We start from the raw sequence: 20,406 nt of genomic DNA, 5'->3' as shown, positions 1-20,406 counted from the left end.
TCAGACCCTCGCGCGTTCGCGCTTGAGCTTCTGCATCTTGCGGGTGATCATCTGCCGCTTCATCGGGCTGAGGTAGTCGATGAAGAGCTTGCCGTCCAGGTGGTCGATCTCGTGCTGCACGCAGGTCGCCCAGAGCCCGGCAAAGAGCTCCTCGCGCGCCTTCCCGTCGCGGTCGATCCAGCGCACCTCGACCTCGGCCGGGCGCTCGACCTCGCCGTATTGGTCGGGGATCGAAAGGCAGCCTTCCTCGTAGACGCTCTTCTCGTCCGAGGCCGAGACGATCTCGGGGTTGAACATCACGAAGGGCTGCGGCGGACCGTCGTCCTTCACGCAATCCATCACCAGCAGGCGGCTCATCACCCCGACCTGCGGCGCGGCCAGCCCGATTCCCGGCGCGTCGTACATGGTTTCGAGCATGTCGTCGGCCAGCACGCGCAACTCGTCCGAAAGGTCCGCCACCGGGGCGGCGACCTTCTTCAGGCGCGGGTCGGGATGGATCAGGATCGGGCGCTTCATCCGCTTCATGTAGGCGATGGAAGTTTCGTGTGCAACGGCGCACTTGCCCTCGGAAACAGGTGCTATAGCGTCCCCGCCAAGCAGAAAGGACGACCATGAACTTTGACGAGCTGATCGAGCGGCGGGGCACCCATTCGGCGAAATGGGACAAGATGCAGGAATTCGCCGGGGTCTCCCCGGAGGACGGGATCCCGATGTGGGTCGCCGACATGGACTTCCGCCCGCCCCAGGGCGTGATCGACGCGGTGAAGGCCTATGCCGATCACGGCGTCTTCGGCTATTTCGGCGATGAAGGCGCCTATCTTTCCGCCATCCGTTGGTGGGCGCGCGAGCGTCACGGCTGGGAGATCGCGGCAGATGACGACGGCATCTTCTCGACCCATGGCCTGGTCAACGGCGCCGCGCTGGCGATGCAGACCTGGACCGAACCGGGCGACGGGATCATCCTCTTCACCCCCGTCTACCACGCCTTCCACAAGGTGATCGCGGCGGGCGGGCGCGAGATCGTCCAGTTCGAGCTGGCGCTGAACGACGGCCGCTACGAGATGGATTTCGACGCCTACGAGGCCCGGATGACCGGGCGCGAGAAGATGATCATCTTCTGCTCGCCGCACAATCCCGGCGGCCGGGTCTGGTCGGTGGAGGAGCAGCGCCAGCTTGCCGCCTTCGCCGAGAAGCACGACCTCCTGGTCGTCTCGGACGAGATCCATTGCGACATCGTCCTGCCCGGCCACAAGCACGTGCCCTTCTCGGTCGCCGCGCCCGAGGCGCGGGGCCGCACGGTGATGATGACGGCTTCCACCAAGACCTTCAACCTCGCCGGCATGCACACCGGCAACGTGATCCTCGAGGACGAGGGGCTGAAAGCCGCCTTCGCCGCGACGATCGCGGGGCTGGGCCTCTCCCCGAACGCCTTCGCCAAGCACATGGTCCCCGCCGCCTATTCGCCCGAGGGCGCGCAATGGGTCGACGAGATGTGCGCCTATATCGGGCAGAACGCGCAGGTCTTCGACGCGGGCATCAACGCGATCCCGGGCCTGCGCTCGATGCCGCTCGAGGGCACCTACCTCGCATGGGTCGACTTCGGCGGCACCGGCATGGACCGCGACGAGGTCATGCGCCGGATCGCCGAGGACGCGAAGATCGCCGTCAACCAGGGGTTGACCTTCGGGCAGGGTGGGGAGAGCTGGAACCGCTTCAACCTCGCCACCCCGCGCAGCCGGGTGGAAGAGGCGGTCGAGCGGATGCAGAAGGCCTTCAAGGACCTGCAATAGGCTCGAACGGGGGCGGGCAGGATCCCGCCCCGACCTTCGCCACCTCATCGCCGGGACCTGCGCCGCCATGACCGAGTTCGACCATATCGTCGTCATTGCCCCCGATCTCGCCTCGGGACTCGACCATGTCGAGGCGCAGATCGGCCTGCGCCTGCCGCCGGGCGGTGCCCATCCCCTGATGGGCACCCACAACCACCTGGTCCGCCTCGGCGCCGCCGCCTTCCTCGAGGTGATCGCCGTCGATCCCGCGGCGGCCCCGCCGGCGCGGCCCCGCTGGTTCACGCTCGACACCCCGCCCGCGGCGCCCCGCCTCGCCCATTGGGTCGTGCGCACCGACGACATGGCCGCACTGCATCCGCGCCTGCCCCGGGCCTCGGGCCCCGCCCTGCCGGTGAGCCGCGGCGCGCTCAGCTGGCTGCTGACGGTGCCGGAGGACGGCGCGCTGCCCGAAGGCGGCACCTTCCCGAGCGTCATCGAATGGCGCACCGACCCGCTGCCGCCACGGGCGATGCCCGACGCGGGGCTCGACCTCCTCCGCCTCGACATCGGCCACCCGGAGCCTGCGCGCCTCTCCGCCCGCCTCGATCCGCTCTTCTCCGACCCGCGCGTGGTCGTCGCGGCCGCACCGGCCCCGTCCCTCGCCGCCCTTGTCGCGACGCCCGGCGGCCCGAAATGGCTGCATTAGACCCGGATCAGAGCGCCTCCAGCGCCGCCCGGTAGCGCTCCGGGATCGGCGCGGCCTTCCGCGCCCTGAGGTCGAAATAAACGGTCACCGTCTCGGCCTCGGCCCGCACCGTGCCGTTCGTGGCGTCCTGCATCCGGTGCAGCACGGTCATCGACCTCGTCCCCAGCTTCACCAGCTCCGAGGTCACCACCACGGCCGAGCCCTGCGGCGTCTCGGCAAGGTAGCGCAGCGTGTGCTGCACATCGGCCCAGCCGTAGGCCTCGTCGGTGACATGGCCGATCATCGCCAGCAGCACGAAGGCGGCATCGTCGAACATGCCGAGGTAATGGCGCACGTTCATGTGCCCCATCTCGTCGCAATGCCAGGGCTGCACATAGGTCCTGAGCGTCTCGGTTCCGGCCATGGTCTCTCTCCTCCGTCGCGGATCCCGCCCATCCTCGCGCTTCGGCCCGGGCTTGCAACCCGTCTCGTGCCGTGGCCTGCCGCGGCAAAACGGAGGACGCCATGACCGACAGGTTCGAGGGCACCATCGACTTCACCGCCCGCTACGAGGGCGATGGCACGGCGCGCGGCGAGATGGAGGTCCAGCCGGGCATCCTCAACCCCTTCGGCACGGTCCACGCGGGCGCGATGATCTGGTTCGCCGACGTGGTCGCCACCCGCCTCGTGCTGGGCGACAGGGAGGCACGCCAGGGCATGGCGGGCTTCCCCCTCGCCGTGAACCTGAATGCGAACCTCCTGGCCAACACCCGCGAGGGCACGCTGACCGCAAGCGCCGATTACGTGAAACAGGGCCGCCGCCTCTCCGTCGTCCGCACCCGTGTCACCCGCCCCGACGGCCGCGTCATGATCGAGATGACGACCAGCCACATCCCCTCGGATTAGACCCGAACAGGCCGCAGATCCCGCCTGCTTCCTCTTGCCGAAAATATCCCGGGGGGAGTCGGCCTCCGGCCGACGGGGGGCTGGCCCCCCTGCGCCCTATCCGTCCGGATCCGGATGCCGGTCGGGATGCGCTGCCACGAAGGCCGGATGAACGAGACAGGCCTCGGTCACCGCGTTGATCCGGATCAGCCCCGAGACATCCGCCCCGAAGCGCGCCGCGTTGCGCATCTGCGGCACGAGGCACAGGTCCGCGAGGCCGGGCCGGTCGCCGAAGGCATAGGCCCCGCCATGGGTCTCCCGCGCGAGCAGCGCCTCGCAGGCGGCGAGCCCGCGTTCGATCCAGTGCCGCGCCCAGGCCCGCTGGCCCTCCGCATCGACGCCGAACATCCCGCCCATCACCTCCATTGCGCCCACGTTCTGCAGCGGATGCACATCCGCCACGATGATCTGCGCCACGCCCCGCGCCCGGGCCCGCGCATGCAACCCCTCGGGCAGGAGCGAGGGGTCGGGCACGAGCTCGTCGAGATAGTCGAGGATGGCCATGCTCTGGACCAGCGCGCCCTCGTCGGTCAGCAGGGCCGGGATCCGGCCCTGCGGGTTGACCGAGAGATAGGCCGCGTCCCGATGGGCGCCGGCGGGGAGGTTCTCGATCTCCGCCGCGATGCCCTTCAGGTTCAGCGCGATCCGGCAGCGGTAGGCCGCCGAGGATCCGGATCGCGCCAGGAGCTTCATTCCGCCGCGCCGAGCGTCAGACTGACCGGGGCGAGCCCCTCGACCGACCCTTCCAGCACCGCGCCGGCCTCGACCGCGCTGACACCCGCCGGCGTGCCGGTGTAGATCAGGTCGCCCGGTTCCAGGTGGTAGTAGCCCGAGAGATGCGCGATCACGTCCGGGACCGAGTGGATCAGCTCGGCCAGCGTCGCGTCCTGCCGGGTCTCGCCGTCGACCGTCAGCACGATCTTCTGGTCGGAAACCGGGCCGAACTCGGCGGCTTTCGTGATCTCGCCGATCACCGCGGCGCCCTCGAAATCCTTCGACAGGTCCCAGGGCCGGCGCTGGTCCTTCGCCTCGTTCTGCAGGTCGCGCCGCGTCATGTCGAGGCCCGCGGCATAGCCGTAGACGGCGGCCAGCCCCTCCTCGGGGGTGCATCTGAAGACGGGCGCGCCGATGGCGATCACGAATTCCATCTCGTGGTGATAATTCGCGGTGCCCGGAGGATAGGGCAGCTCGGCCCCGCTCAGCACGAGGTGGGCGGGCATCTTGGTGAAGTAGAAGGGCGCCTCGGGAACCTCGTTGCCCAGTTCGGCGGCATGGGCGGCATAGTTGCGGCCGACGCAGAAGATGCGGCGGACGGGATAGCCCTCGGACTCGCCCTTCACGGGCACGTCGGGATGGGAGGGGAGGTCGAACAGGCTCATGATCGGTCCTTCTGTCAGAGTTCGGCGCGATACTAGGGCGCGCGGGCGGCGGGGGAAAGCGGCTCTATCCGAGACCGAAAAGCGCCATCGCCGCGACCCAGAGCGACAGGGCGACGCCGCAGCAGATCGTGTAGACCCCGTTCCACTGCCAGCCCACCCGGAAGGCCGAGATCCCGGCGAAATTCCCCAGAAGCAGGGTCGTCGCCGCGAAGGGCGAATTCGACCCCGAGAGCGCCCAGCCCCCGGTGAAGGCGATGAAGACCGCCGTCGGCGTCACCCCCAGCACCGCCGCATCCGGCACGAAGGGATAGATCAGCGTGGCCGACAGGATCGGGTTCATCCCGAGCTGCCCGGTCAGCGGCATCAGCCAGACGACGGCCACGAGGACGGCCCAGCCGGGCAGGACATGCAGGTCGAACCCGGTCTGTTCGATCAGGGGCGTCAGCAGCACCGCGCCGACCGAGCCGATGTAGCCCGCGAGCGACAGGAGCAGCACCTCGTCGCGGTAGCGCGGCAGGTCGAGGCCGACATAGGCCCGCACCCGCTGCGCGCCGTGCCGGAGCCGGGCGCCCTCCGGCCCCTGCACGGTGAACCACAGGGCGGCGATGGCGGGCACGACCACCAGCATGATCGCGGTGATCCGCGCGCCGGTCGTCTCGTGCAGGGTGAGCGCGACGGTCATCAGCAGCACCAGCAGCCCGCCGAGCGGCAGCAGCGCGCGCCAGGTCTCGCCCTCGCCGCGGGCCTGCGGCGGCGCCGCGCGGGCGAGGCGCGGCTTGAAGAGCGTGTCCAGCGCCCAGCCGATGGCGACCAGCAGGACCGAGGTGAAGATCGCGTAGGGCAGGGTGCGCCCGTAGGTGACGCCGGGAATGAGCGACGACATGATCGCCACCGCGAAGGCGAGCGGCGACCACGGCAGCATCGAGATGAAGCCGCGCTGCACGGCGAGCAGCATGCGGCGCATCCGGTGCTGGCGGATCTCGGGGTCGGATTCCTCGCGCGCGGCCGCGGTGGCGAGCGAGCCGAGCAGCGCGATCGCCCCGTAATTGAGCAGCAGCGCGAACATCTGCCCGCCGGCCGACAGCGCGATATAGCGCCGCCCCGGCGGCTGGTGCGCGAGGTACATGCCGCAGGTCCGGATCGCCGGAGAGCCGTCGGCGGCGTGCCTGAGCGAGGTCAGCGCCGAGAAGAACGCCGCGATGAACGCCGCCCGGTCGAGGGCCGACAGGATGGTCCCGGGCCAGTCCGGCCGCGTCGCCAGCGCGGCGATCGTCAGCACGACGGCCAGGGCCGGAAAGATCAGCCGCGTGCGCCGGACGCGGGGCATGAGCAGCAGGATCAGGAAGGGATAGAGGCCCGCCGCCGCCAGCCCCGCCCAGGCCGGGCCGCCCAGTTGCGAGACGGCCACCAGCGCGGTGAGCGCCACGATCACCGGGCCGGTCAGCCGGATGTCCAGGCCGGGCTGCGGCGCGGGTCCGCTCATGCCCCGGCGATCACCGCGAGGTGTCGGAGGGCCAGCTCGTAGCCGTGCGGGCCGCAGCCGGCGATCACCGCTTCGGCGCGGGTCGAGACGAAGGAATGGTGCCGGAAGGCCTCGCGCTTGTGGATGTTCGAGATATGCACCTCGATCACCGGCGCCTCGTAGGCGTTCAGCGCGTCGAGGATCGCGACGGAGGTGTGCGAATAGGCGCCCGGGTTGATGACGATCCCGGCCGTGGTGCCCCGCGCCTCGTGGATCCAGTCGACCAGCACGCCCTCGTGGTTCGACTGGCGCAATTCCGTCTCGAACCCGAGGCTTTGTCCCAGTTTCGCGCAGGAGGCCTCGATGTCGGACAGGGTCGTGGCGCCGTAGATCTCGGGCTGCCGCTGGCCGAGCAGGTTCAGGTTCGGCCCGTTGAGGATCAGGATTTTCGCCATGTCAGGGTTCCGCTGGTCTGGCCGAGACCTGCCATGCAAGCCCGCATGGTGCAATGGCCGATCTGGACAGGGCCGGCGCTTTCGGCTCACCTGTGGCGGAAGCTCTTCTTCCCATGGTGAATTCATGACACGTCCCTCCCTGTCCGACCTGATCTCGCAAGGCCGCGGCGACGTGCCCGCCGACAGGGTCCTGCGCGGCGGGCGGGTGCTGGACGTGGTGACCGGCTCGATGATCGACGGCGACGTGGCGATCTGCGGCGACACGGTGGTGGGGATCGGGGCCGCCTACGAGGGGCGCGAGGTGATCGACGTCACCGGCAAAACGCTCGTTCCCGGCTTCATAGACACGCATCTACACATCGAGAGCTCGCTGGTGACGCCGCACGAGTTCGACCGCTGCGTCGGGCCGCGGGGGGTGACGACCGCGATCTGCGACCCGCACGAGATCGCCAACGTGATCGGCGTGGCGGGGATCGAGTATTTCCTCGCCTGTGCCCGCGAGACCGTGATCGACATCCGCGTGAACCTGTCCTCCTGCGTCCCGTCCTCGCACATGGAGACGGCGGGGGCCGAGATCATGGCCGAGGATCTGACGCCGCTGATGGACGACCCGGCCGTGATCGGTCTGGCGGAGTTCATGAACTACCCCGGCGTGATCTTCCAGGACCCCGGTTGCATGGCCAAGCTCGAGGCTTTCCGGGGGCGGCATATCGACGGCCATTGCCCGCAGCTCGTGGGGAAGGACCTGAACGCCTATGTCGCGGCCGGCATCCGGACCGAGCACGAGGCGACCACCGCCGAGGAGGCGCGCGAGAAGCTGCAGAAGGGGATGCGGGTGCTGATCCGGGAAGGCTCTGTTTCGAAGGATCTGCATGCCTTGCAGCCCCTGCTGACGGATGTGACCAGCGCCTACATGTGCCTGTGCACCGATGACCGGAACCCGCTCGACATCGGGGAGCACGGGCATCTCGACTACATGATCCGGGAGCTGATCCGGCTGGGCTGCCCGCCGCTCGCCGTCTATCGCGCGGCGAGCCTCTCGGCGGCCGAGGCCTTCGGGCTGAAGGACCGGGGCCAGATCGCGCCGGGCAAGCGCGCGGACATCGTGGTGCTGGACGAGCTTGCGACCTGCCGCGCCGGCATGGTCTTCGCGGGCGGCGTCCTGCTTGAGGAGACGGCCTTCGCGAAACGGCGGCCGGTGGCGCCCGTGGGCCGGAACTCGGTCGAGGCGCCGGTGGTCACGCCCGAGGATTTCCGCAGCACGGCCAACCGCAGCGAGACCGACGTGATCGGGATCATCGACGGCAAGATCATCACCGAGCACCTGCACGAGGAGATCCCGGTCGAGGACGGCGACAAGCGGCCCGACCCGTCCCGCGACCTCGTGAAGATCGCGGTGATCGAGCGGCACGGCAGGAACGGCAACATCGCCACCGGCTTCGTCCGGGGGTTCGGGATGAAGCGGGGCGCGATCGCCTCGACCGTCTGCCACGATCATCACAACATCGCCGTGGTCGGCGTGGAGTACGACGACATGGCGCTGGCCGCGAACCGGCTGGGCCAGATCGAGGGCGGCTTCGTCGTCGTCGAAGGCGGCCGCGTGCAGGCCGAGCTGCCGCTGCCGGTCGCCGGGCTGATGAGCCTTGCGCCCTTCGAGGCGGTGCATGACGACCTCGTCGTGCTCCGGGCCGCGGCCAGGGCGCTTGGCGTGACGCTCGAGGAGCCGTTCCTCCAGCTTGCCTTCCTCGCCCTGCCGGTGATCCCGGCGCTGAAGATCACCGACCGCGGCATGGTCGACGTGACGAAATTCGAGATCATCTCCTGACCGCTCACGGCCGATGAACGGCTTTGTCACGCAACATCCGGTGCCGCAGGGCGTATGTCGGGCCCAGACGTCAACAGGAGGCACGAGAGAGTGACCCGGACCCTACTTCTCGGCGCGGTTTCCGCGCTCACCATCGCCGGCGCGGCGCAGGCCCAGTCGGACATCGCGCGCGGCGCGCCCAGGCTGACGGCGCCCACGGGCCATCCCTTCGTCAGCGTGATCACCATCGACCGCGACGGCGGCGGGCTCCAGCTCTGCGGCAAGACCCAGTGGTCCGGAGAGGCGCCGGTCTGCGGCCCCCTGCCGGTGCAGTCGGAGGAGGAAGAGACCGAGCGGCTGGTCCCGAAACGGCAGAGCCTCCTGCCGCTCTGATCTGGCGCTGCAATTTTCTGCAATGCAAAACTGATTTCCATTTATTGACCTCCCTCGCCGCGCGGCATACCTTGCCGCGCGACAGGGGAGGAGCCGGGACGCGATCCATCGTACGCCCCGTGTGCTCCCCATGACTGTATCCGGAGGGCACCCATGGCCGAAACCACCAGCATCAACGACGTGATCTCGATCGGGCAGGAGGGCGATGTCGCCCTCATCTGCATCGACAACCCGCCGGTGAACGCGACCGGGCAGGCCGTCCGGCAGGGGCTGCTGGACGCGATGGCGCAGATCGGCACCTCGGCCAAGGTCATCGCGATCTATTGCGCGGGCCGGACCTTCGTCGCGGGCGCGGACATCAAGGAATTCGGCAAGACCCCGCTGCCGCCGTCGCTGCCCGACGTGCTGAACCAGATCGAGGACAGCGAGATCCCCGTGATCTCGGTCATCCACGGCACCGCGCTTGGCGGCGGGCTGGAACTGGCGCTCGCCACCCATGCCCGCGTCGCCATCGAGGGCGCCAAGATCGGCCTGCCGGAAGTGCTTCTGGGTCTTCTCCCGGGCGCCGGCGGCACGCAGCGGCTGCCGCGTCTCTCCGGTCTGCCGTTCTCGCTCGACGTGATCCTGTCGGGGCGGCAGGTCCCGGCGAAGGAGGCGCTCGAGAAGGGCGCGGTGGACCGCGTCATGTCCGGTGAGCCGCGCGACGTGGCTCTGGCCGCGGCGCAGGACGTGCTGGCGGGCAAGCTCTCGACCCGCAAGACCAAGAACCTGACGGCGGACTACGACGCCAAGGTGATCGAGGAGACGCTGGCGGGGGTGAAGAAGAAGAACCCGCACCTGATCTCTCCGGTCAAATGCGTGGAGGCGGTCGCCGCCTGCAACAAACCCCTTGAAGAGGGCCTGAAGGTCGAGCGGCAGTGCTTCATCGACTGCATGCAGACCCCGCAGCGCGCCGGCCTGATCCACGCCTTCTTCGGCGAACGCGCCGTGTCGAACATCCCCGAGGCGAAGGGCGACACCCGCCCGCTCGACAAGATCGGCGTGATCGGCGGCGGTACGATGGGGTCGGGCATCACCACCTCCTGCCTGATGGCGGGCATCCCGGTGCGGCTGATCGAGGTCGCGCAGGAAGGTCTGGACCGGGGCGTCGCCACGATCACCAAGAACCTCGACGGCGCCGTCTCCCGCGGGAAGATGAGTGCCGAGAAGCGCGATGCGGCGCTGGCCATGCTGGAGCCGAGCCTCGCGATGGAGGATCTGGCGGACGTTGACCTCGTGATCGAGGCGGTGTTCGAGAAGATGGAGATCAAGAAGGAGATCTTCGGCAAGCTCGACACGATCTGCAAGAAGGGCGCGATCCTCGCGTCGAACACATCCTATCTCGACGTGAACAAGATCGCCGAGATGACCTCGCGCCCCGAGGACGTGCTGGGCCTGCACTTCTTCTCGCCCGCCCACGTGATGCGCCTGCTCGAGATCGTGCAGGGCGCCAAGACCGCGCCCGACGTGCTGGCGACGGGCTTCGCGCTGGCCAAGCGGCTCAAGAAGGTCGGCGTGCTGGCCCAGGTCTGCGACGGCTTCATCGGCAACCGGATCCTTGGGCATTACAGCAAGGTCAACGCCTTCCTCGTGCTCGACGGCGCCTCGCCGCAGCAGGTGGATGACGCGCTCGAGCGCTTCGGCCTCGCCATGGGTCCGCACAAGGTGGGCGACCTCGCCGGGCTCGACATCGGCTACATGAACCGCCAGCGGATGAAGGAAGAGGGGCTCGACCCGAACGCGCGCTACGGTGGCGACGTGGCCGACCGGATCGCCGAAAAGGGCTGGTACGGGCGCAAGACCGGCAAGGGGTATTACCTCTACGACGCCGGCCGTCCGGTGCCGAACCCCGAGGTCGAGACGATCATCGACGAGGTCCGCGCCGAGAAGGGGATCACGCCCCAGAGCTTCACCGACGAGGAAATCGTCGACCGCTACATGACGGCGATGATCTCGGAAGCCGCGCGCGTCGTGGAAGACGGGACGGCCAAGCGGCCCGTGGATGTCGATATGGTCTTCCTGTTCGGCTACGGTTTCCCGCGGTTCCGCGGCGGCCCGCTGCACTACGCGGACACGATCGGCGCCGAGGAACTGGTGCGCCGGATCGAAGCATATGCGAAAGAAGACCCGAACTACTGGCAGGTGCCGGAGCTCCTGCGCAAGATGGCCGCGGACGGCACCACGTTCGCTGATCTCAACAAGGAGGGTTGAGCCATGGATCTGACCTTTACCGACGAGGAAAACGCCTTCCGCCAGGAAGTGCGCGACTTCTTCAGGGAGAACCTGCCCAAGGAAATCTCGGACGCCGTGAAGAACGGCGGTGAGCTGACCAAGGAGCACATGGAGCGCTACCACGCGATCCTGAACGAGAAGGGCTGGCTCGCCTCGACCTGGCCCGAGGAATACGGCGGGCCGGGCTGGACCCCGGTGCAGCGGCACATCTTCGACGAGGAAAGCTGCCGCGCCTATGCCCCGCGGATCGTGCCCTTCGGCCTGAACATGCTGGGCCCGGTGCTGCAGAAGTTCGGGACGCAGGAGCAGAAGGATTACTATCTGCCGCGCATCCTGAACGGCGACGACTGGTGGTGCCAGGGCTATTCCGAGCCGGGCGCGGGTTCCGACCTTGCCTCGCTCAAGACCCGCGCGGTGCGTGACGGCGATCACTACGTGATCAACGGCCAGAAGACCTGGACCACGCTGGGCCAGCACGCCGACTGGATCTTCTGCCTCTGCCGGACCGATCCGGACGTGAAGCAGCAGGAAGGCATCTCGTTCATCCTGGTGGACCTGAAGACCCCCGGGATCGAGATGCGCCCGATCAAGCTGATCGAGGGCGGTCACGAGGTGAACGAGGTGTTCTTCACCGACGTGCGCGTCCCGGTCGAGAACCTCGTCGGCAAGGAGAACCAGGGCTGGACCATCGCCAAGTACCTGCTGACCCACGAACGCACCGGCATCGCCGGGGTGGGCGCGTCGATGCAGTCGCTGGAAGAGGTCAAGGCCCTGGCGCGCAAGACCATGCGTTCGGGCAAGCCGCTGATCGAGGACCCGCTCTTCGCCGCCCGCATCGCGCAGGTCGAGGTCGACCTCGAGGCGATGAAGATCACCAACCTGCGGATGCTCTTCAAGGCGCAGAAACAGGGGGCCCCGGGGGCCGAGACCTCGATCCTCAAGATCAAGGGCACGGTGATCAACCAGGAGCTCAAGGACCTCGCCCGTCGCGCCCTCGGCCCGTCGGCCGCGCCCTTCCCGGGCCATATCACCGACGGCAACCTCGCGCTCGCCCCGGCGAGCGAGGCGAACAATGCCGCGCGCTACTTCAACAACCGCAAGACCTCGATTTTCGGCGGGTCCAACGAGATCCAGCGGAACATCCTGTCGAAAGCCGTGCTGGAGCTCTGATTTATGGACTTTGACCTGACCGAAGACCGGCAGATGCTGTCGGACAGCCTGAACCGTTTCCTGGCTGACAAGTACCCCGTGGAGCACCGCACCAAGGTGGCCTATGCGGAGCCCTACCACGACCCGGCCCTCTGGGACGGGATCGCGGAGCTCGGCGCGCTCTTCGCGCTGGCGTCGGAGGACAAGGGCGGCTTCGGCGGCTCCGGCTTCGACATCTCCGTGGTGTTCGAGGCCATGGGCCGCGTGATCTGCCCCGAGCCCGTGCTGGGCGCGCTGCTGGCCTCGCGGATCCTGTCGCACACCGATGCGGACCAGGAGGCGCTGCTCTCGGGTGCCGTGAGATACGCCGTGGGGCTGGGCGAGATCGAGGCGCCCTATGACCTGAGCTTCATCAAGACCGAGGCGCAGAAGTCGGGCGACGGCTACACCGTGACGGGCCGCAAGAGCGCGGTCTACGGCGGGCAGGCGGCCGAGGTGATCCTCGTCGCGGCCAAGCTCGACGGCAAGCTCGCGGTGCTCAGCGTGAAGGCGGCCGATGCCGACGTCACCGGCTACGGCATGATGGACGGCGGCGGCGCGGCCGAGGTGCTGCTCGACGGGACGCCCGCCGAGCTGGTGCTGGCGGATGCCGAAGCGGCGATCCAGGACGCGGTGAACGCGGGGATCGTGGCGCTCTGCTCGGAAGCTGTCGGCGCGATGGAAGTGCTCCACGCGATGACCGTCGACTACCTCAAGCAGCGCAAGCAGTTCGGCCGTGCCATCGGCTCGTTCCAGGCGCTGCAGCACCGCGCGGTGGACATGCTGACCGAGATCGAGCAGTCGCGCTCGATCGTCATCAAGGCGGCCTCCGAGCTGAACGGCGAGGATGCGACGAAGTTCTGCGCCATGGCGAAGAACCTCATCGGCCGCGCCGGACGGCTGGTCGCCGAAGAGGCGATCCAGATGCACGGCGGCATCGCGATGACCTGGGAATACCCCGGCTCGCATTACGCCAAGCGGATCATCATGATCGACGCGCAGCTGGGCGACACCGACTACCAGCTGGCCAAGGTGGCCTCCGCCGCCTGAACCGACGATCGGCGGAAAGACGTGACCCCGCGCCCCGGCGCGGGGTTTTTTCTTGCCGTGGCGTCAGCGCCATGCCACGCAGTACCGTCACATCCCGGGACCAGCATGAAAATAGTCCAGTCACAGGGCATTGAAATCGCGACCGAAGCCTTCGGCGACCCTGCCGATCCCGCGGTCGTGCTGGTCATGGGCGCGACCGCCTCGATGCTGGGCTGGCCCGCCACGTTCTGCGAGACGCTGTCGCATCGCGCGCGCCACGTGATCCGCTACGACCACCGCGACACCGGGCTGTCGACCTGCGTGCCGCTCGGCCGCGGCGCCTATGACGGGGAGGACATGGCCGACGACCTGCTCGCCGTGCTCGACGGCTACGGGATCGCATCGGCGCATATCGTCGGCATGTCGCTGGGCGGCTACCTCGCGCAGATGGTGGCGCTGGTGGCGCCCGAGCGGGTCGCGAGCCTGACGCTCCTCGCCTCGGAGCCGCTGGGCTGGGAGGGCGAACCGCTGCCGCACATCCGGCCCGAGCTGCTGGACCATTTCGGACAGCTCGGCCGGCTCGACTGGACCGACGGCGCGGCGGTCGAGGAATTTCTCTTCACCATCGACCGCCTCAGCGCCGGCACCACATTCGACGCCGCGGGCGCCCGCGCCCGGATCCGCGCGGTGATGGCCCGCTCGCCGCATCTGCCCTCGATGTTCAACCACGCGACCATCGGGCTGCGCGGCGACTGGACCGGGCGTTTCCGCGCGATCCGCCAGCCGGTGCTGGTCATCCACGGCGCCGCCGACCCGGTGCTGCCGCCCGACAACGGCCGGGCGCTGGCCGAAGGGATCGCGGTGGCGCGGTTCCTGTCGATCCCGGGTCTGGGCCATGAGCTGCCGGACGAGGTGCTGCCCTCTCTGGTCGAGATCGTCGCCGCCCATACCGACCAGTGACGCCGGGTCACGGCACTGCCACCGGGGCAGATCCCGTATCATGAAGGCAGACATCGCGGACGGGTGCGACCGGCGGGGAGCCCCTGACCGGCAAAACCGGGCGCATGACCGGGATGATGGCGCTTGCCGACCTCCGGATGCGGCTCTCCACGGAGCGCGGGGCGGTCCGCAGCGCCGGCTAGGCCCGCGCCTTCGCGACGATCGTGTCCACGTCCTCGCTGAGCGGGCGGGCGCGGGCCATGACCTCCGCCACCGGCACCCATGCGGCCTCGTGCACGTCGTCGGCGCCGCGCGGCGTCCCGGCGGCATAATCGCAGCGCACCGCGACCAGCAGGAAGTGATGCCTGAGCACGCCGTCCTCGCGCAGGATGATGTCGAGCGTGTCGATGGTGCCGCGGGGAAGGGCCTCGACCCCGGTCTCCTCGAGCAGTTCCCGGGCGGCGGCGGCGCCCACGGTCTCGCCGGGTTCGACATGACCGCCGGGAAAGCCCCAGAGGCCCGCATCGGGTTCGTTCCTGCGGCGGACGAGCAGGACCTCATCGCCCCGCAGGACGACGGCCAGCGCGGCAAGGCGGGGCATCTGTCTCATGCCCGATCGGTAGCGCGCTGCGGCGGGAGGGGGAAGCCGGAAACGCGAAACGGAGCCGGGGGTGCCGGCTCCGTCCAGTGTGTTTCCGTCGCTGGCGCGATCAGCGCTGCGTCGGGATGATGACGATTTCCACGCGGCGGTTCTGCGCGCGGCCATCGGCGGTCTGGTTGGTCGCGCGGGGCTGATCCTCGCCACGGCCGATCGAGGTGATCCGCTGCTGGGACACGCCGCCCGAAACCAGCGTGTAGGCCACGGACTGGGCCCGGCGCTCCGAAAGGCTCTGGTTGTAGGCCGCGGCGCCGGTGTTGTCGGTGTGACCGATCACCTGCACGTTCGACGCCGGGTATTTGTTCAGCGAGGTCGCGACCGTGTAGAGGTCCGAGGTCTGGCCCGGGTTCAGCGTCGCGCTGTCGGTGGCGAACAGGATGTCCTGCGGCATCGTCACGACCAGGCGGTCGCCGGTGTTCACGATCTGCGCGTTGTTCAGCGAGCCGCGAAGTTCGGCTTCCTGCTTGTCGAGGTAGCCGCCGTAGAGCGCGCCGGCCGAGCCGCCGACGATGCCGCCGATGGCCGCGCCCTTGGCGTCGCCGCCGATGATCGCGCCGGTGGCCGCGCCGACGAGGGCGCCCACGCCGACACCCTGCCGGGTGTTGCGGTAGCCGTCATCGGGGTTCTCGCACGCGGCAAGCGTCAGGGCGGCGAGGCCCACCATGGCGAATTTCGTGGAAATCTTGAGTGTCATTGTCTGCCCCTCGGGTGGGAATTGCTCTGTTTGGCGATGCTTATACCAAAGCACGCGCCATGCCTAACGCAGCATCGCACGGGCGTAAGCAGGATTCCGCCCACATCTGCGTGATCACATGGCGTCCTCGCGCGCCGCCTCCCAGGCGAGGATCGTGCGCTTCACGGGCAGGCCCCAATGGTACCCGCCGAGGCCCCCGCTCTTGCGGATCGCGCGGTGGCAGGGGATCAGGAAGCTGACCGGGTTGCGCCCCACGGCGGTGCCGACGGCGCGCACGGCGCGGGGCCGCCCGATGGCGCCGGCGATCTCGGAATAGGTCGTGACATGGCCCGAGGGGACCTGCAGCAGCGCCTCCCAGACCTTGATCTGGAACGGCGCGCCAAGCATGTGCAGCCGCGTCTCGCCCGCCTGGGCGAAGGCCGCCCGAGCCCAGTCCGACAACGCGCCCGGTGCCTCGACGAAGCTGGCCCTGGGCCAGCGCGCCGTCATGTCGGCCATCGCCGCCGCCTGCCCGGTCTCGGCGGTGAATGCGATGCCGCAGATGCCGCGGTCGGTGCCCATCACCAGCGCCTCGCCGAAGGGGCTGTCTATGTGGTCCCACCGGATCGTCAGACCCTCGCCCGCGCGGGCGAAATCGCCGGGGCTCATCGCCTCCCACCGGATGAAGAGATCGTGCAGCCGCCCGGTGCCGGTCAGGCCCGCGTTATGCGCCGTCTCGAGCGTGGTGAAACGCTCCGCCAGGAGCGCCTTGGCATGACCGAGGGCGAGATACTGCTGGTAGCGCTTCGGAGAGACCCCGACCCAGGCCGAGAACAGCCGCTGGAAATGCGCGGGCGACATGCCCATCTGCGCCGCCAGATCGTCGAGCGGGATCGTGCCCTCGGCCGCGTCGATCAGGTCGAGCGCCCGGCGCATGACCTGGTAGTGATACCCCTGTTCGAGCTGTTCATGGCGCATGGTCCGGCCCTCCGTTCACGCCACCAATCTAACGGGCGGCGCGGGGCCGGGCGACCCGGATATTGCGCATTGCTCAGTGGCCGGGCGGGTTGCCCTCGTCCTCGTCCCAGGCCGGCACGCGGTCGATCTTCGCACAGAGCTCGCGGAGGGCGGGCTTGATCCCCTCCTCGGTCGTCGGGTGATAGAACGGCAGGTTCAGCGCATCGCTGACGCTGGTCCCGCGCGAGATGGTCCAGGCCAGCAGATGGGCGATATGCTCCCCGTCCGGGATGCAGAGGTCGGCCCCGACGAGCCGCCCCGTCGCCTTCTGCGCGTGCAGCCGCAGCAGCCCGCCCGCGCGCCCCTCGACCCGGGCGCGGCCCTGGTCGGCGTAATCGGCGCAGCCGGTGACGAGGTCGTCGCGCCCGTCCGGGATCGTGCCGATGACCGCGGCCGAGGGGCGGGTGAAGGTGACCGCCATCGGCAGCTTGCGACGGGCGATCGAGAGCTCGGGGAAATGCGCGGCGTTGTGCCCGGCGATGGCGCCCTCGTCCGAGGCCTCGTGCAGCAGGGGCCGGTCGCCGTTCGCGTCCCCGACCAGGAAGACCGCCGTGGTGCCGACCTGCAGCGTCTGCGGATCGACATGCGGCATCCCGCCCTTTTCGACCCGGATCCCCGCCGCCTGCAGGTCCAGCCCGTCCAGCTGCGGCGGCCGCCCGGTGGCGACGAGCAGACGCTCGAACCGCGCGCTGTGCCCGTCGATGCTGACCTGCACCTCGGATCCGAGCGCCTCGACTTTCGGATCGACCCCGAGGTGGAGCGCCATCTCGCGCTCCAGCAGGCGGCGCAGATGGGCGCTGCTTTCCGGCGGCAGCCCGGCGAGGGTCTCGCCGCGGTCGAACACCTCGACCCGCACGCCGAGCCGGGCGAAGGCCTGCGCCAGTTCCGACCCGATGGGGCCCGCGCCGATCACGCCGAGGCTTTCGGGCAGGTCTTCCAGCTCGAAGACGTCGCGGTTGGTGAGAACGAGGTCCCCGAGATCGCGGAACGGGCCGGGCAGGCTGGGCGCGCTGCCGGTGGCGAGCACGACGGCCTTCGCGCGGATCCGCTCGCCATTGTCCAGCTCCAGCTCGCCCGGGGCGGTGAAGCGGGCGCGCCCGCGCCGCGCCACGCCGTTCGGCAGATCCGCGATCTGGTCCCGCACGCCCTGCGCGAACTCGTCCCGGAAGCGCCGGACCCGTTGCATCACCGCCGCGCCGTCGATGCTGTGGCTGGCCCGGATGCCGAATTCCCCGGCCCCGGCGACGCCATGCGCCACCCCCGCGGCCGCGATCAGGAGCTTCGAGGGCATGCAGCCGACCGTCGCGCAGGTGGTGCCCGAGAACTCCGGGTCGATCAGCACGGTGGCGGCGCCGCAGGCGCGCGCCTTGCGTTCCGCGGCCAGCCCCGCCGTTCCGGCGCCGATCACCGCCACGTCGCATTCCTTCGCCATGGGCGCCTGTCTCCTGTTCCCGGTCCCCGGCTCAACCGCGCGCCGGGGGCGCAGGTTCCTGCGAAGCCCCCCATGACACTTGCCACTCAGGCGGCGCGGCGCTAGGCAGGACCCGCCTTATCGAAAGGGAAGAGGATGGCCGAGGACGATCCGAAGACGCTTGTTTCCACCGACTGGCTGGCCGCGCATCTCAAGGATCCGGACCTGCGGGTGCTGGACGCGACCACCTTCCTGCCCGGCACCGGCCGCGACGCGCGGGCCGAGTACGAGGAGGCGCATATCCCCGGCGCCCGGTTCTTCGACATCGACGACGTCAGCGACGGCCGGTCCGACCTGCCGCACATGGCGCCCCCCGTCGAGAAGTTCATGTCGCGTCTGCGCGCCATGGGCGTGGGCGACGGGCACCAGGTGGTGGTCTACGACACCCACGGGCTGTTCTCGGCCGCGCGGGTCTGGTGGCTGTTCCGGCTGATGGGGCAGGAGGACATCGCGGTGCTCGACGGCGGCTTCCCGAAATGGCAGGCCGAGGGGCGCGAGGTCGAGGACATGGAGCCGGTGATCCGCGACCGCCACATGACCGTGCGCCGGCAGAACCAGCTGGTGAAGGACGTCACGCAGGTCTCTGCCGCCTCGAAGCTCGGCGATTACGCCATCGTCGACGCCCGCGCCGCCGCCCGTTTCCGCGGCGAGGTCGAGGAACCCCGCAAGGGCCTGCGGTCCGGGCACATCCCCGGATCGCGCAACGTGCCCTACACGACGCTGCTGAACGAGGACGGCACGATGAAGGACCCGGCCGAGCTGCGGTCGATCTTCGAAGCCGCCGGTGTCGACCTGAAGAAGCCGGTGATCACCACCTGCGGCTCGGGGATCACGGCGGCCCTCCTGTCGCTTGCCCTGGAACGGATCGGCAAGCGCGACCATTCACTCTATGACGGGTCCTGGACCGAGTGGGGGGCCTTCCCCACGCTGCCCGTCGCGACCGGAGAGGCCTGATGTTCGAGAACTTGAAAGATCAACCCGCCGACAAGATCCTGGCGCTGATGGAGGCCTACAAGGCCGACCCGCGCGAGGACAAGATCGACCTCGGCGTGGGGGTCTACAAGAACCCCGAGGGGATCACCCCGGTGATGCGCGCGGTGAAGTCCGCCGAGCAGCGGATCTGGGAAGAGCAGGAGACCAAGGCCTATACCGGGCTCGCGGGCGACCCGATGTTCGCCGACGCGATGATCGGCCTCGTGCTGGGCGACGCGGTGAGCCGCGACCAGGTCTCCGCCGTGGCGACCCCCGGCGGCACCGGCGCGGTCCGGCAGGCGTTCGAGCTGATCCGGATGGCCAATCCCGGCGCGCGGATCTTCGTCTCGGATCCGACCTGGCCGAACCACCTGTCGATCCTGAAGTACCTCGGGATCGAGACCGTCTCCTACCGCTATTTCGACAGCAGCACCGGCGGCGTCGATTTCGCCGGCATGATGGAAGACCTCGGCCAGCTCAAGGCGGGCGACGTGGTGCTGCTGCACGGCTGCTGCCACAACCCGACCGGCGCGAACCTGAACCTGACCGAATGGAAGGCCGTCGTCGCCAGGCTGACCGAGGCCGGCGCCCTGCCGATGATCGACATCGCCTACCAGGGCTTCGGCGACGGTCTGGACGAGGACGCGGCCGCGGTGCGGCTGGTGGCGTCCTCCGTGCCGGAATGCCTGATCGCGGCGTCGTGCTCGAAGAACTTCGGCATCTACCGCGAGCGCACGGGCCTGCTGATGGCTGTGGCGCAGGACCGCGGGCTCGGCAGGACCACGCAGGGCAACCTCGCCTTCCTCAACCGGCAGAACTATTCCTTCCCGCCGGACCACGGAGCGCGGATCGTCTCGACGATCCTCACGGATGACGGTCTCCGCGCCGATTGGCAGGCCGAGCTCGAGGATGTCCGGCTCAACATGCTGGGCCTGCGCGAGCAGCTGGCGTCCGAGCTCCAGAGGCTCTCCGGCTCCGACCGCTTCCACTTCCTCGCCCAGCACCGCGGCATGTTCTCGCGCCTCGGCTGCGCGCCGGAGCAGGTGGAGACGCTCCGGAAGGATCACGGGATCTACATGGTGGGCGACAGCCGGATGAACATCGCCGGGTTGAACAGCACTACGGTGCCGCTGCTCGCCAGGGCGATCGTGGACGCGGGCATCTGACGTCGGAAGGGGGGCTGTCTGCCCCCCTCCTGAGCCTGCGGCTCAGCCCCCCGAGGATACATTGACCAGAGGAAAGTGGGGGCGCGTTAACCTTAATGCGCCGTGAACAGGGCTGCGCGGGCGGGCGACG

General features: G+C 69.2%; 21 protein-coding genes. 11 read left to right on the top strand and 10 right to left on the bottom strand.

Going from position 1 to position 20,406, the window contains the following annotated elements; translation table 11 throughout:
* Positions 1 to 516: a peptide deformylase gene (gene def, locus Q344_RS0111360; protein ID WP_028286807.1), complete on the bottom strand. Its 516-nt coding sequence runs from the start codon at positions 514 to 516 to the stop codon at positions 1 to 3.
* A 95-nt stretch (positions 517 to 611) separates the two neighbouring features.
* On the opposite strand from def, the gene Q344_RS0111355 reads away from it, so the two are divergent.
* Both Q344_RS0111355 and Q344_RS0111350 read left to right on the top strand, forming a co-directional pair.
* Positions 612 to 1,790, top strand: a complete 1,179-nt coding sequence (locus Q344_RS0111355) for a MalY/PatB family protein (RefSeq protein WP_028286806.1) — start codon at positions 612 to 614, stop codon at positions 1,788 to 1,790.
* A 67-nt stretch (positions 1,791 to 1,857) separates the two neighbouring features.
* Positions 1,858 to 2,475, top strand: a complete 618-nt coding sequence (locus tag Q344_RS0111350) for a VOC family protein (protein WP_028286805.1) — start codon at positions 1,858 to 1,860, stop codon at positions 2,473 to 2,475.
* Positions 2,476 to 2,482: 7 nt separating this feature from the next.
* Here Q344_RS0111350 and Q344_RS0111345 read toward each other — a convergent pair whose 3' ends face one another.
* Positions 2,483 to 2,878, bottom strand: a complete 396-nt coding sequence (locus Q344_RS0111345; protein WP_028286804.1) for an acyl-CoA thioesterase — start codon at positions 2,876 to 2,878, stop codon at positions 2,483 to 2,485.
* A gap of 101 nt (positions 2,879 to 2,979) precedes the next feature.
* On the opposite strand from Q344_RS0111345, the gene Q344_RS0111340 reads away from it, so the two are divergent.
* The gene (locus Q344_RS0111340; RefSeq protein WP_028286803.1) at positions 2,980 to 3,360 is read left to right on the top strand and encodes a PaaI family thioesterase; all 381 of its coding nucleotides are present in this window, start codon (positions 2,980 to 2,982) and stop codon (positions 3,358 to 3,360) included.
* Positions 3,361 to 3,456: 96 nt separating this feature from the next.
* Here Q344_RS0111340 and maiA read toward each other — a convergent pair whose 3' ends face one another.
* The 4 genes from maiA to aroQ form a co-directional block, all read right to left on the bottom strand.
* Complete coding sequence (gene maiA / locus Q344_RS0111335) at positions 3,457 to 4,092, bottom strand: maleylacetoacetate isomerase (RefSeq protein ID WP_028286802.1); 636 nt, start codon at positions 4,090 to 4,092, stop codon at positions 3,457 to 3,459.
* On the bottom strand, positions 4,089 to 4,778 hold the full coding sequence (locus tag Q344_RS0111330; RefSeq protein ID WP_028286801.1) for a fumarylacetoacetate hydrolase family protein: 690 nt from the start codon (positions 4,776 to 4,778) through the stop codon (positions 4,089 to 4,091). Before Q344_RS0111330 ends, maiA begins: the two co-directional genes overlap by 4 nt.
* Before the next feature lie 64 nt (positions 4,779 to 4,842).
* Positions 4,843 to 6,261, bottom strand: coding sequence for a hypothetical protein (locus Q344_RS23805; protein WP_036539134.1), 1,419 nt, complete (start codon positions 6,259 to 6,261; stop codon positions 4,843 to 4,845).
* Positions 6,258 to 6,695, bottom strand: a complete 438-nt coding sequence (gene aroQ / locus Q344_RS0111320) for a type II 3-dehydroquinate dehydratase (RefSeq protein ID WP_028286800.1) — start codon at positions 6,693 to 6,695, stop codon at positions 6,258 to 6,260. The genes Q344_RS23805 and aroQ overlap by 4 nt, the downstream gene beginning before the upstream one ends.
* A gap of 124 nt (positions 6,696 to 6,819) precedes the next feature.
* Between aroQ and ade the strand changes: the two genes are divergently transcribed.
* The 6 genes from ade to Q344_RS0111290 all read left to right on the top strand — a co-directional run bounded on the left by ade (position 6,820) and on the right by Q344_RS0111290 (position 14,340).
* Positions 6,820 to 8,520 (top strand): adenine deaminase, encoded by a 1,701-nt coding sequence (gene ade / locus Q344_RS0111315; RefSeq protein ID WP_036539133.1) that lies wholly within the window; start codon positions 6,820 to 6,822, stop codon positions 8,518 to 8,520.
* Positions 8,521 to 8,610: 90 nt separating this feature from the next.
* A complete protein-coding gene (locus Q344_RS0111310; RefSeq protein WP_028286798.1) occupies positions 8,611 to 8,892 on the top strand; it encodes a hypothetical protein in 282 nt (93 codons plus the stop codon).
* Positions 8,893 to 9,045: 153 nt separating this feature from the next.
* Positions 9,046 to 11,142, top strand: coding sequence for a 3-hydroxyacyl-CoA dehydrogenase NAD-binding domain-containing protein (locus Q344_RS0111305; protein ID WP_051630582.1), 2,097 nt, complete (start codon positions 9,046 to 9,048; stop codon positions 11,140 to 11,142).
* A 3-nt stretch (positions 11,143 to 11,145) separates the two neighbouring features.
* Entirely contained in the window at positions 11,146 to 12,333 is a 1,188-nt protein-coding gene (locus tag Q344_RS0111300; RefSeq protein WP_028286796.1) for an acyl-CoA dehydrogenase family protein, read from the top strand.
* A gap of 3 nt (positions 12,334 to 12,336) precedes the next feature.
* Complete coding sequence (locus tag Q344_RS0111295; RefSeq protein WP_028286795.1) at positions 12,337 to 13,401, top strand: acyl-CoA dehydrogenase family protein; 1,065 nt, start codon at positions 12,337 to 12,339, stop codon at positions 13,399 to 13,401.
* 105 nt (positions 13,402 to 13,506) lie between these two features.
* Positions 13,507 to 14,340, top strand: a complete 834-nt coding sequence (locus tag Q344_RS0111290) for an alpha/beta fold hydrolase (RefSeq protein ID WP_028286794.1) — start codon at positions 13,507 to 13,509, stop codon at positions 14,338 to 14,340.
* Between the two features lie 178 nt (positions 14,341 to 14,518).
* Here the strand turns inward: Q344_RS0111290 and Q344_RS0111285 are convergent, their stop codons facing one another.
* The 4 genes from Q344_RS0111285 to Q344_RS0111270 all read right to left on the bottom strand — a co-directional run bounded on the left by Q344_RS0111285 (position 14,519) and on the right by Q344_RS0111270 (position 18,099).
* Positions 14,519 to 14,929, bottom strand: coding sequence for an NUDIX hydrolase (locus Q344_RS0111285; RefSeq protein WP_028286793.1), 411 nt, complete (start codon positions 14,927 to 14,929; stop codon positions 14,519 to 14,521).
* A 100-nt stretch (positions 14,930 to 15,029) separates the two neighbouring features.
* A complete protein-coding gene (locus Q344_RS0111280; protein ID WP_028286792.1) occupies positions 15,030 to 15,671 on the bottom strand; it encodes a YiaD family glycine zipper/OmpA-like lipoprotein in 642 nt (213 codons plus the stop codon).
* A gap of 114 nt (positions 15,672 to 15,785) precedes the next feature.
* The gene (locus Q344_RS0111275; protein ID WP_028286791.1) at positions 15,786 to 16,628 is read right to left on the bottom strand and encodes a methylated-DNA--[protein]-cysteine S-methyltransferase; all 843 of its coding nucleotides are present in this window, start codon (positions 16,626 to 16,628) and stop codon (positions 15,786 to 15,788) included.
* A gap of 73 nt (positions 16,629 to 16,701) precedes the next feature.
* Positions 16,702 to 18,099, bottom strand: coding sequence for a dihydrolipoyl dehydrogenase (locus Q344_RS0111270; RefSeq protein WP_028286790.1), 1,398 nt, complete (start codon positions 18,097 to 18,099; stop codon positions 16,702 to 16,704).
* 135 nt (positions 18,100 to 18,234) lie between these two features.
* Between Q344_RS0111270 and sseA the strand changes: the two genes are divergently transcribed.
* The gene (sseA, locus tag Q344_RS0111265) at positions 18,235 to 19,092 is read left to right on the top strand and encodes a 3-mercaptopyruvate sulfurtransferase (protein ID WP_028286789.1); all 858 of its coding nucleotides are present in this window, start codon (positions 18,235 to 18,237) and stop codon (positions 19,090 to 19,092) included.
* Entirely contained in the window at positions 19,092 to 20,276 is a 1,185-nt protein-coding gene (locus Q344_RS0111260; RefSeq protein ID WP_028286788.1) for an amino acid aminotransferase, read from the top strand. The genes sseA and Q344_RS0111260 overlap by 1 nt, the downstream gene beginning before the upstream one ends.
* Positions 20,277 to 20,406: the final 130 nt, after the last annotated feature.

It is taken from the genome of Pseudooceanicola nanhaiensis DSM 18065 (assembly GCF_000688295.1).
In the GTDB taxonomy this organism is placed as follows: domain Bacteria; phylum Pseudomonadota; class Alphaproteobacteria; order Rhodobacterales; family Rhodobacteraceae; genus Pseudooceanicola; species Pseudooceanicola nanhaiensis.
The sequence above is the reverse complement of the archived record's forward strand: the minus strand, read 5'-3'. Positions and strand labels throughout refer to the sequence as shown.

Bases quoted from the DNA above. Each gene is read 5' to 3' on its own strand.
- def (WP_028286807.1), bottom strand. From the start codon at position 516: ATGAAGCGCCCGATCCTGATCCATCCCGACCCGCGCCTGAAGAAGGTC.
- Q344_RS0111355 (WP_028286806.1), top strand. From the start codon at position 612: ATGAACTTTGACGAGCTGATCGAGCGGCGGGGCACCCATTCGGCGAAA.
- Q344_RS0111350 (WP_028286805.1), top strand. From the start codon at position 1,858: ATGACCGAGTTCGACCATATCGTCGTCATTGCCCCCGATCTCGCCTCG.
- Q344_RS0111345 (WP_028286804.1), bottom strand. From the start codon at position 2,878: ATGGCCGGAACCGAGACGCTCAGGACCTATGTGCAGCCCTGGCATTGC.
- Q344_RS0111340 (WP_028286803.1), top strand. From the start codon at position 2,980: ATGACCGACAGGTTCGAGGGCACCATCGACTTCACCGCCCGCTACGAG.
- maiA (WP_028286802.1), bottom strand. From the start codon at position 4,092: ATGAAGCTCCTGGCGCGATCCGGATCCTCGGCGGCCTACCGCTGCCGG.
- Q344_RS0111330 (WP_028286801.1), bottom strand. From the start codon at position 4,778: ATGAGCCTGTTCGACCTCCCCTCCCATCCCGACGTGCCCGTGAAGGGC.
- Q344_RS23805 (WP_036539134.1), bottom strand. From the start codon at position 6,261: ATGAGCGGACCCGCGCCGCAGCCCGGCCTGGACATCCGGCTGACCGGC.
- aroQ (WP_028286800.1), bottom strand. From the start codon at position 6,695: ATGGCGAAAATCCTGATCCTCAACGGGCCGAACCTGAACCTGCTCGGC.
- ade (WP_036539133.1), top strand. From the start codon at position 6,820: ATGACACGTCCCTCCCTGTCCGACCTGATCTCGCAAGGCCGCGGCGAC.
- Q344_RS0111305 (WP_051630582.1), top strand. From the start codon at position 9,046: ATGGCCGAAACCACCAGCATCAACGACGTGATCTCGATCGGGCAGGAG.
- Q344_RS0111300 (WP_028286796.1), top strand. From the start codon at position 11,146: ATGGATCTGACCTTTACCGACGAGGAAAACGCCTTCCGCCAGGAAGTG.
- Q344_RS0111295 (WP_028286795.1), top strand. From the start codon at position 12,337: ATGGACTTTGACCTGACCGAAGACCGGCAGATGCTGTCGGACAGCCTG.
- Q344_RS0111290 (WP_028286794.1), top strand. From the start codon at position 13,507: ATGAAAATAGTCCAGTCACAGGGCATTGAAATCGCGACCGAAGCCTTC.
- Q344_RS0111285 (WP_028286793.1), bottom strand. From the start codon at position 14,929: ATGAGACAGATGCCCCGCCTTGCCGCGCTGGCCGTCGTCCTGCGGGGC.
- Q344_RS0111280 (WP_028286792.1), bottom strand. From the start codon at position 15,671: ATGACACTCAAGATTTCCACGAAATTCGCCATGGTGGGCCTCGCCGCC.
- Q344_RS0111275 (WP_028286791.1), bottom strand. From the start codon at position 16,628: ATGCGCCATGAACAGCTCGAACAGGGGTATCACTACCAGGTCATGCGC.
- Q344_RS0111270 (WP_028286790.1), bottom strand. From the start codon at position 18,099: ATGGCGAAGGAATGCGACGTGGCGGTGATCGGCGCCGGAACGGCGGGG.
- sseA (WP_028286789.1), top strand. From the start codon at position 18,235: ATGGCCGAGGACGATCCGAAGACGCTTGTTTCCACCGACTGGCTGGCC.
- Q344_RS0111260 (WP_028286788.1), top strand. From the start codon at position 19,092: ATGTTCGAGAACTTGAAAGATCAACCCGCCGACAAGATCCTGGCGCTG.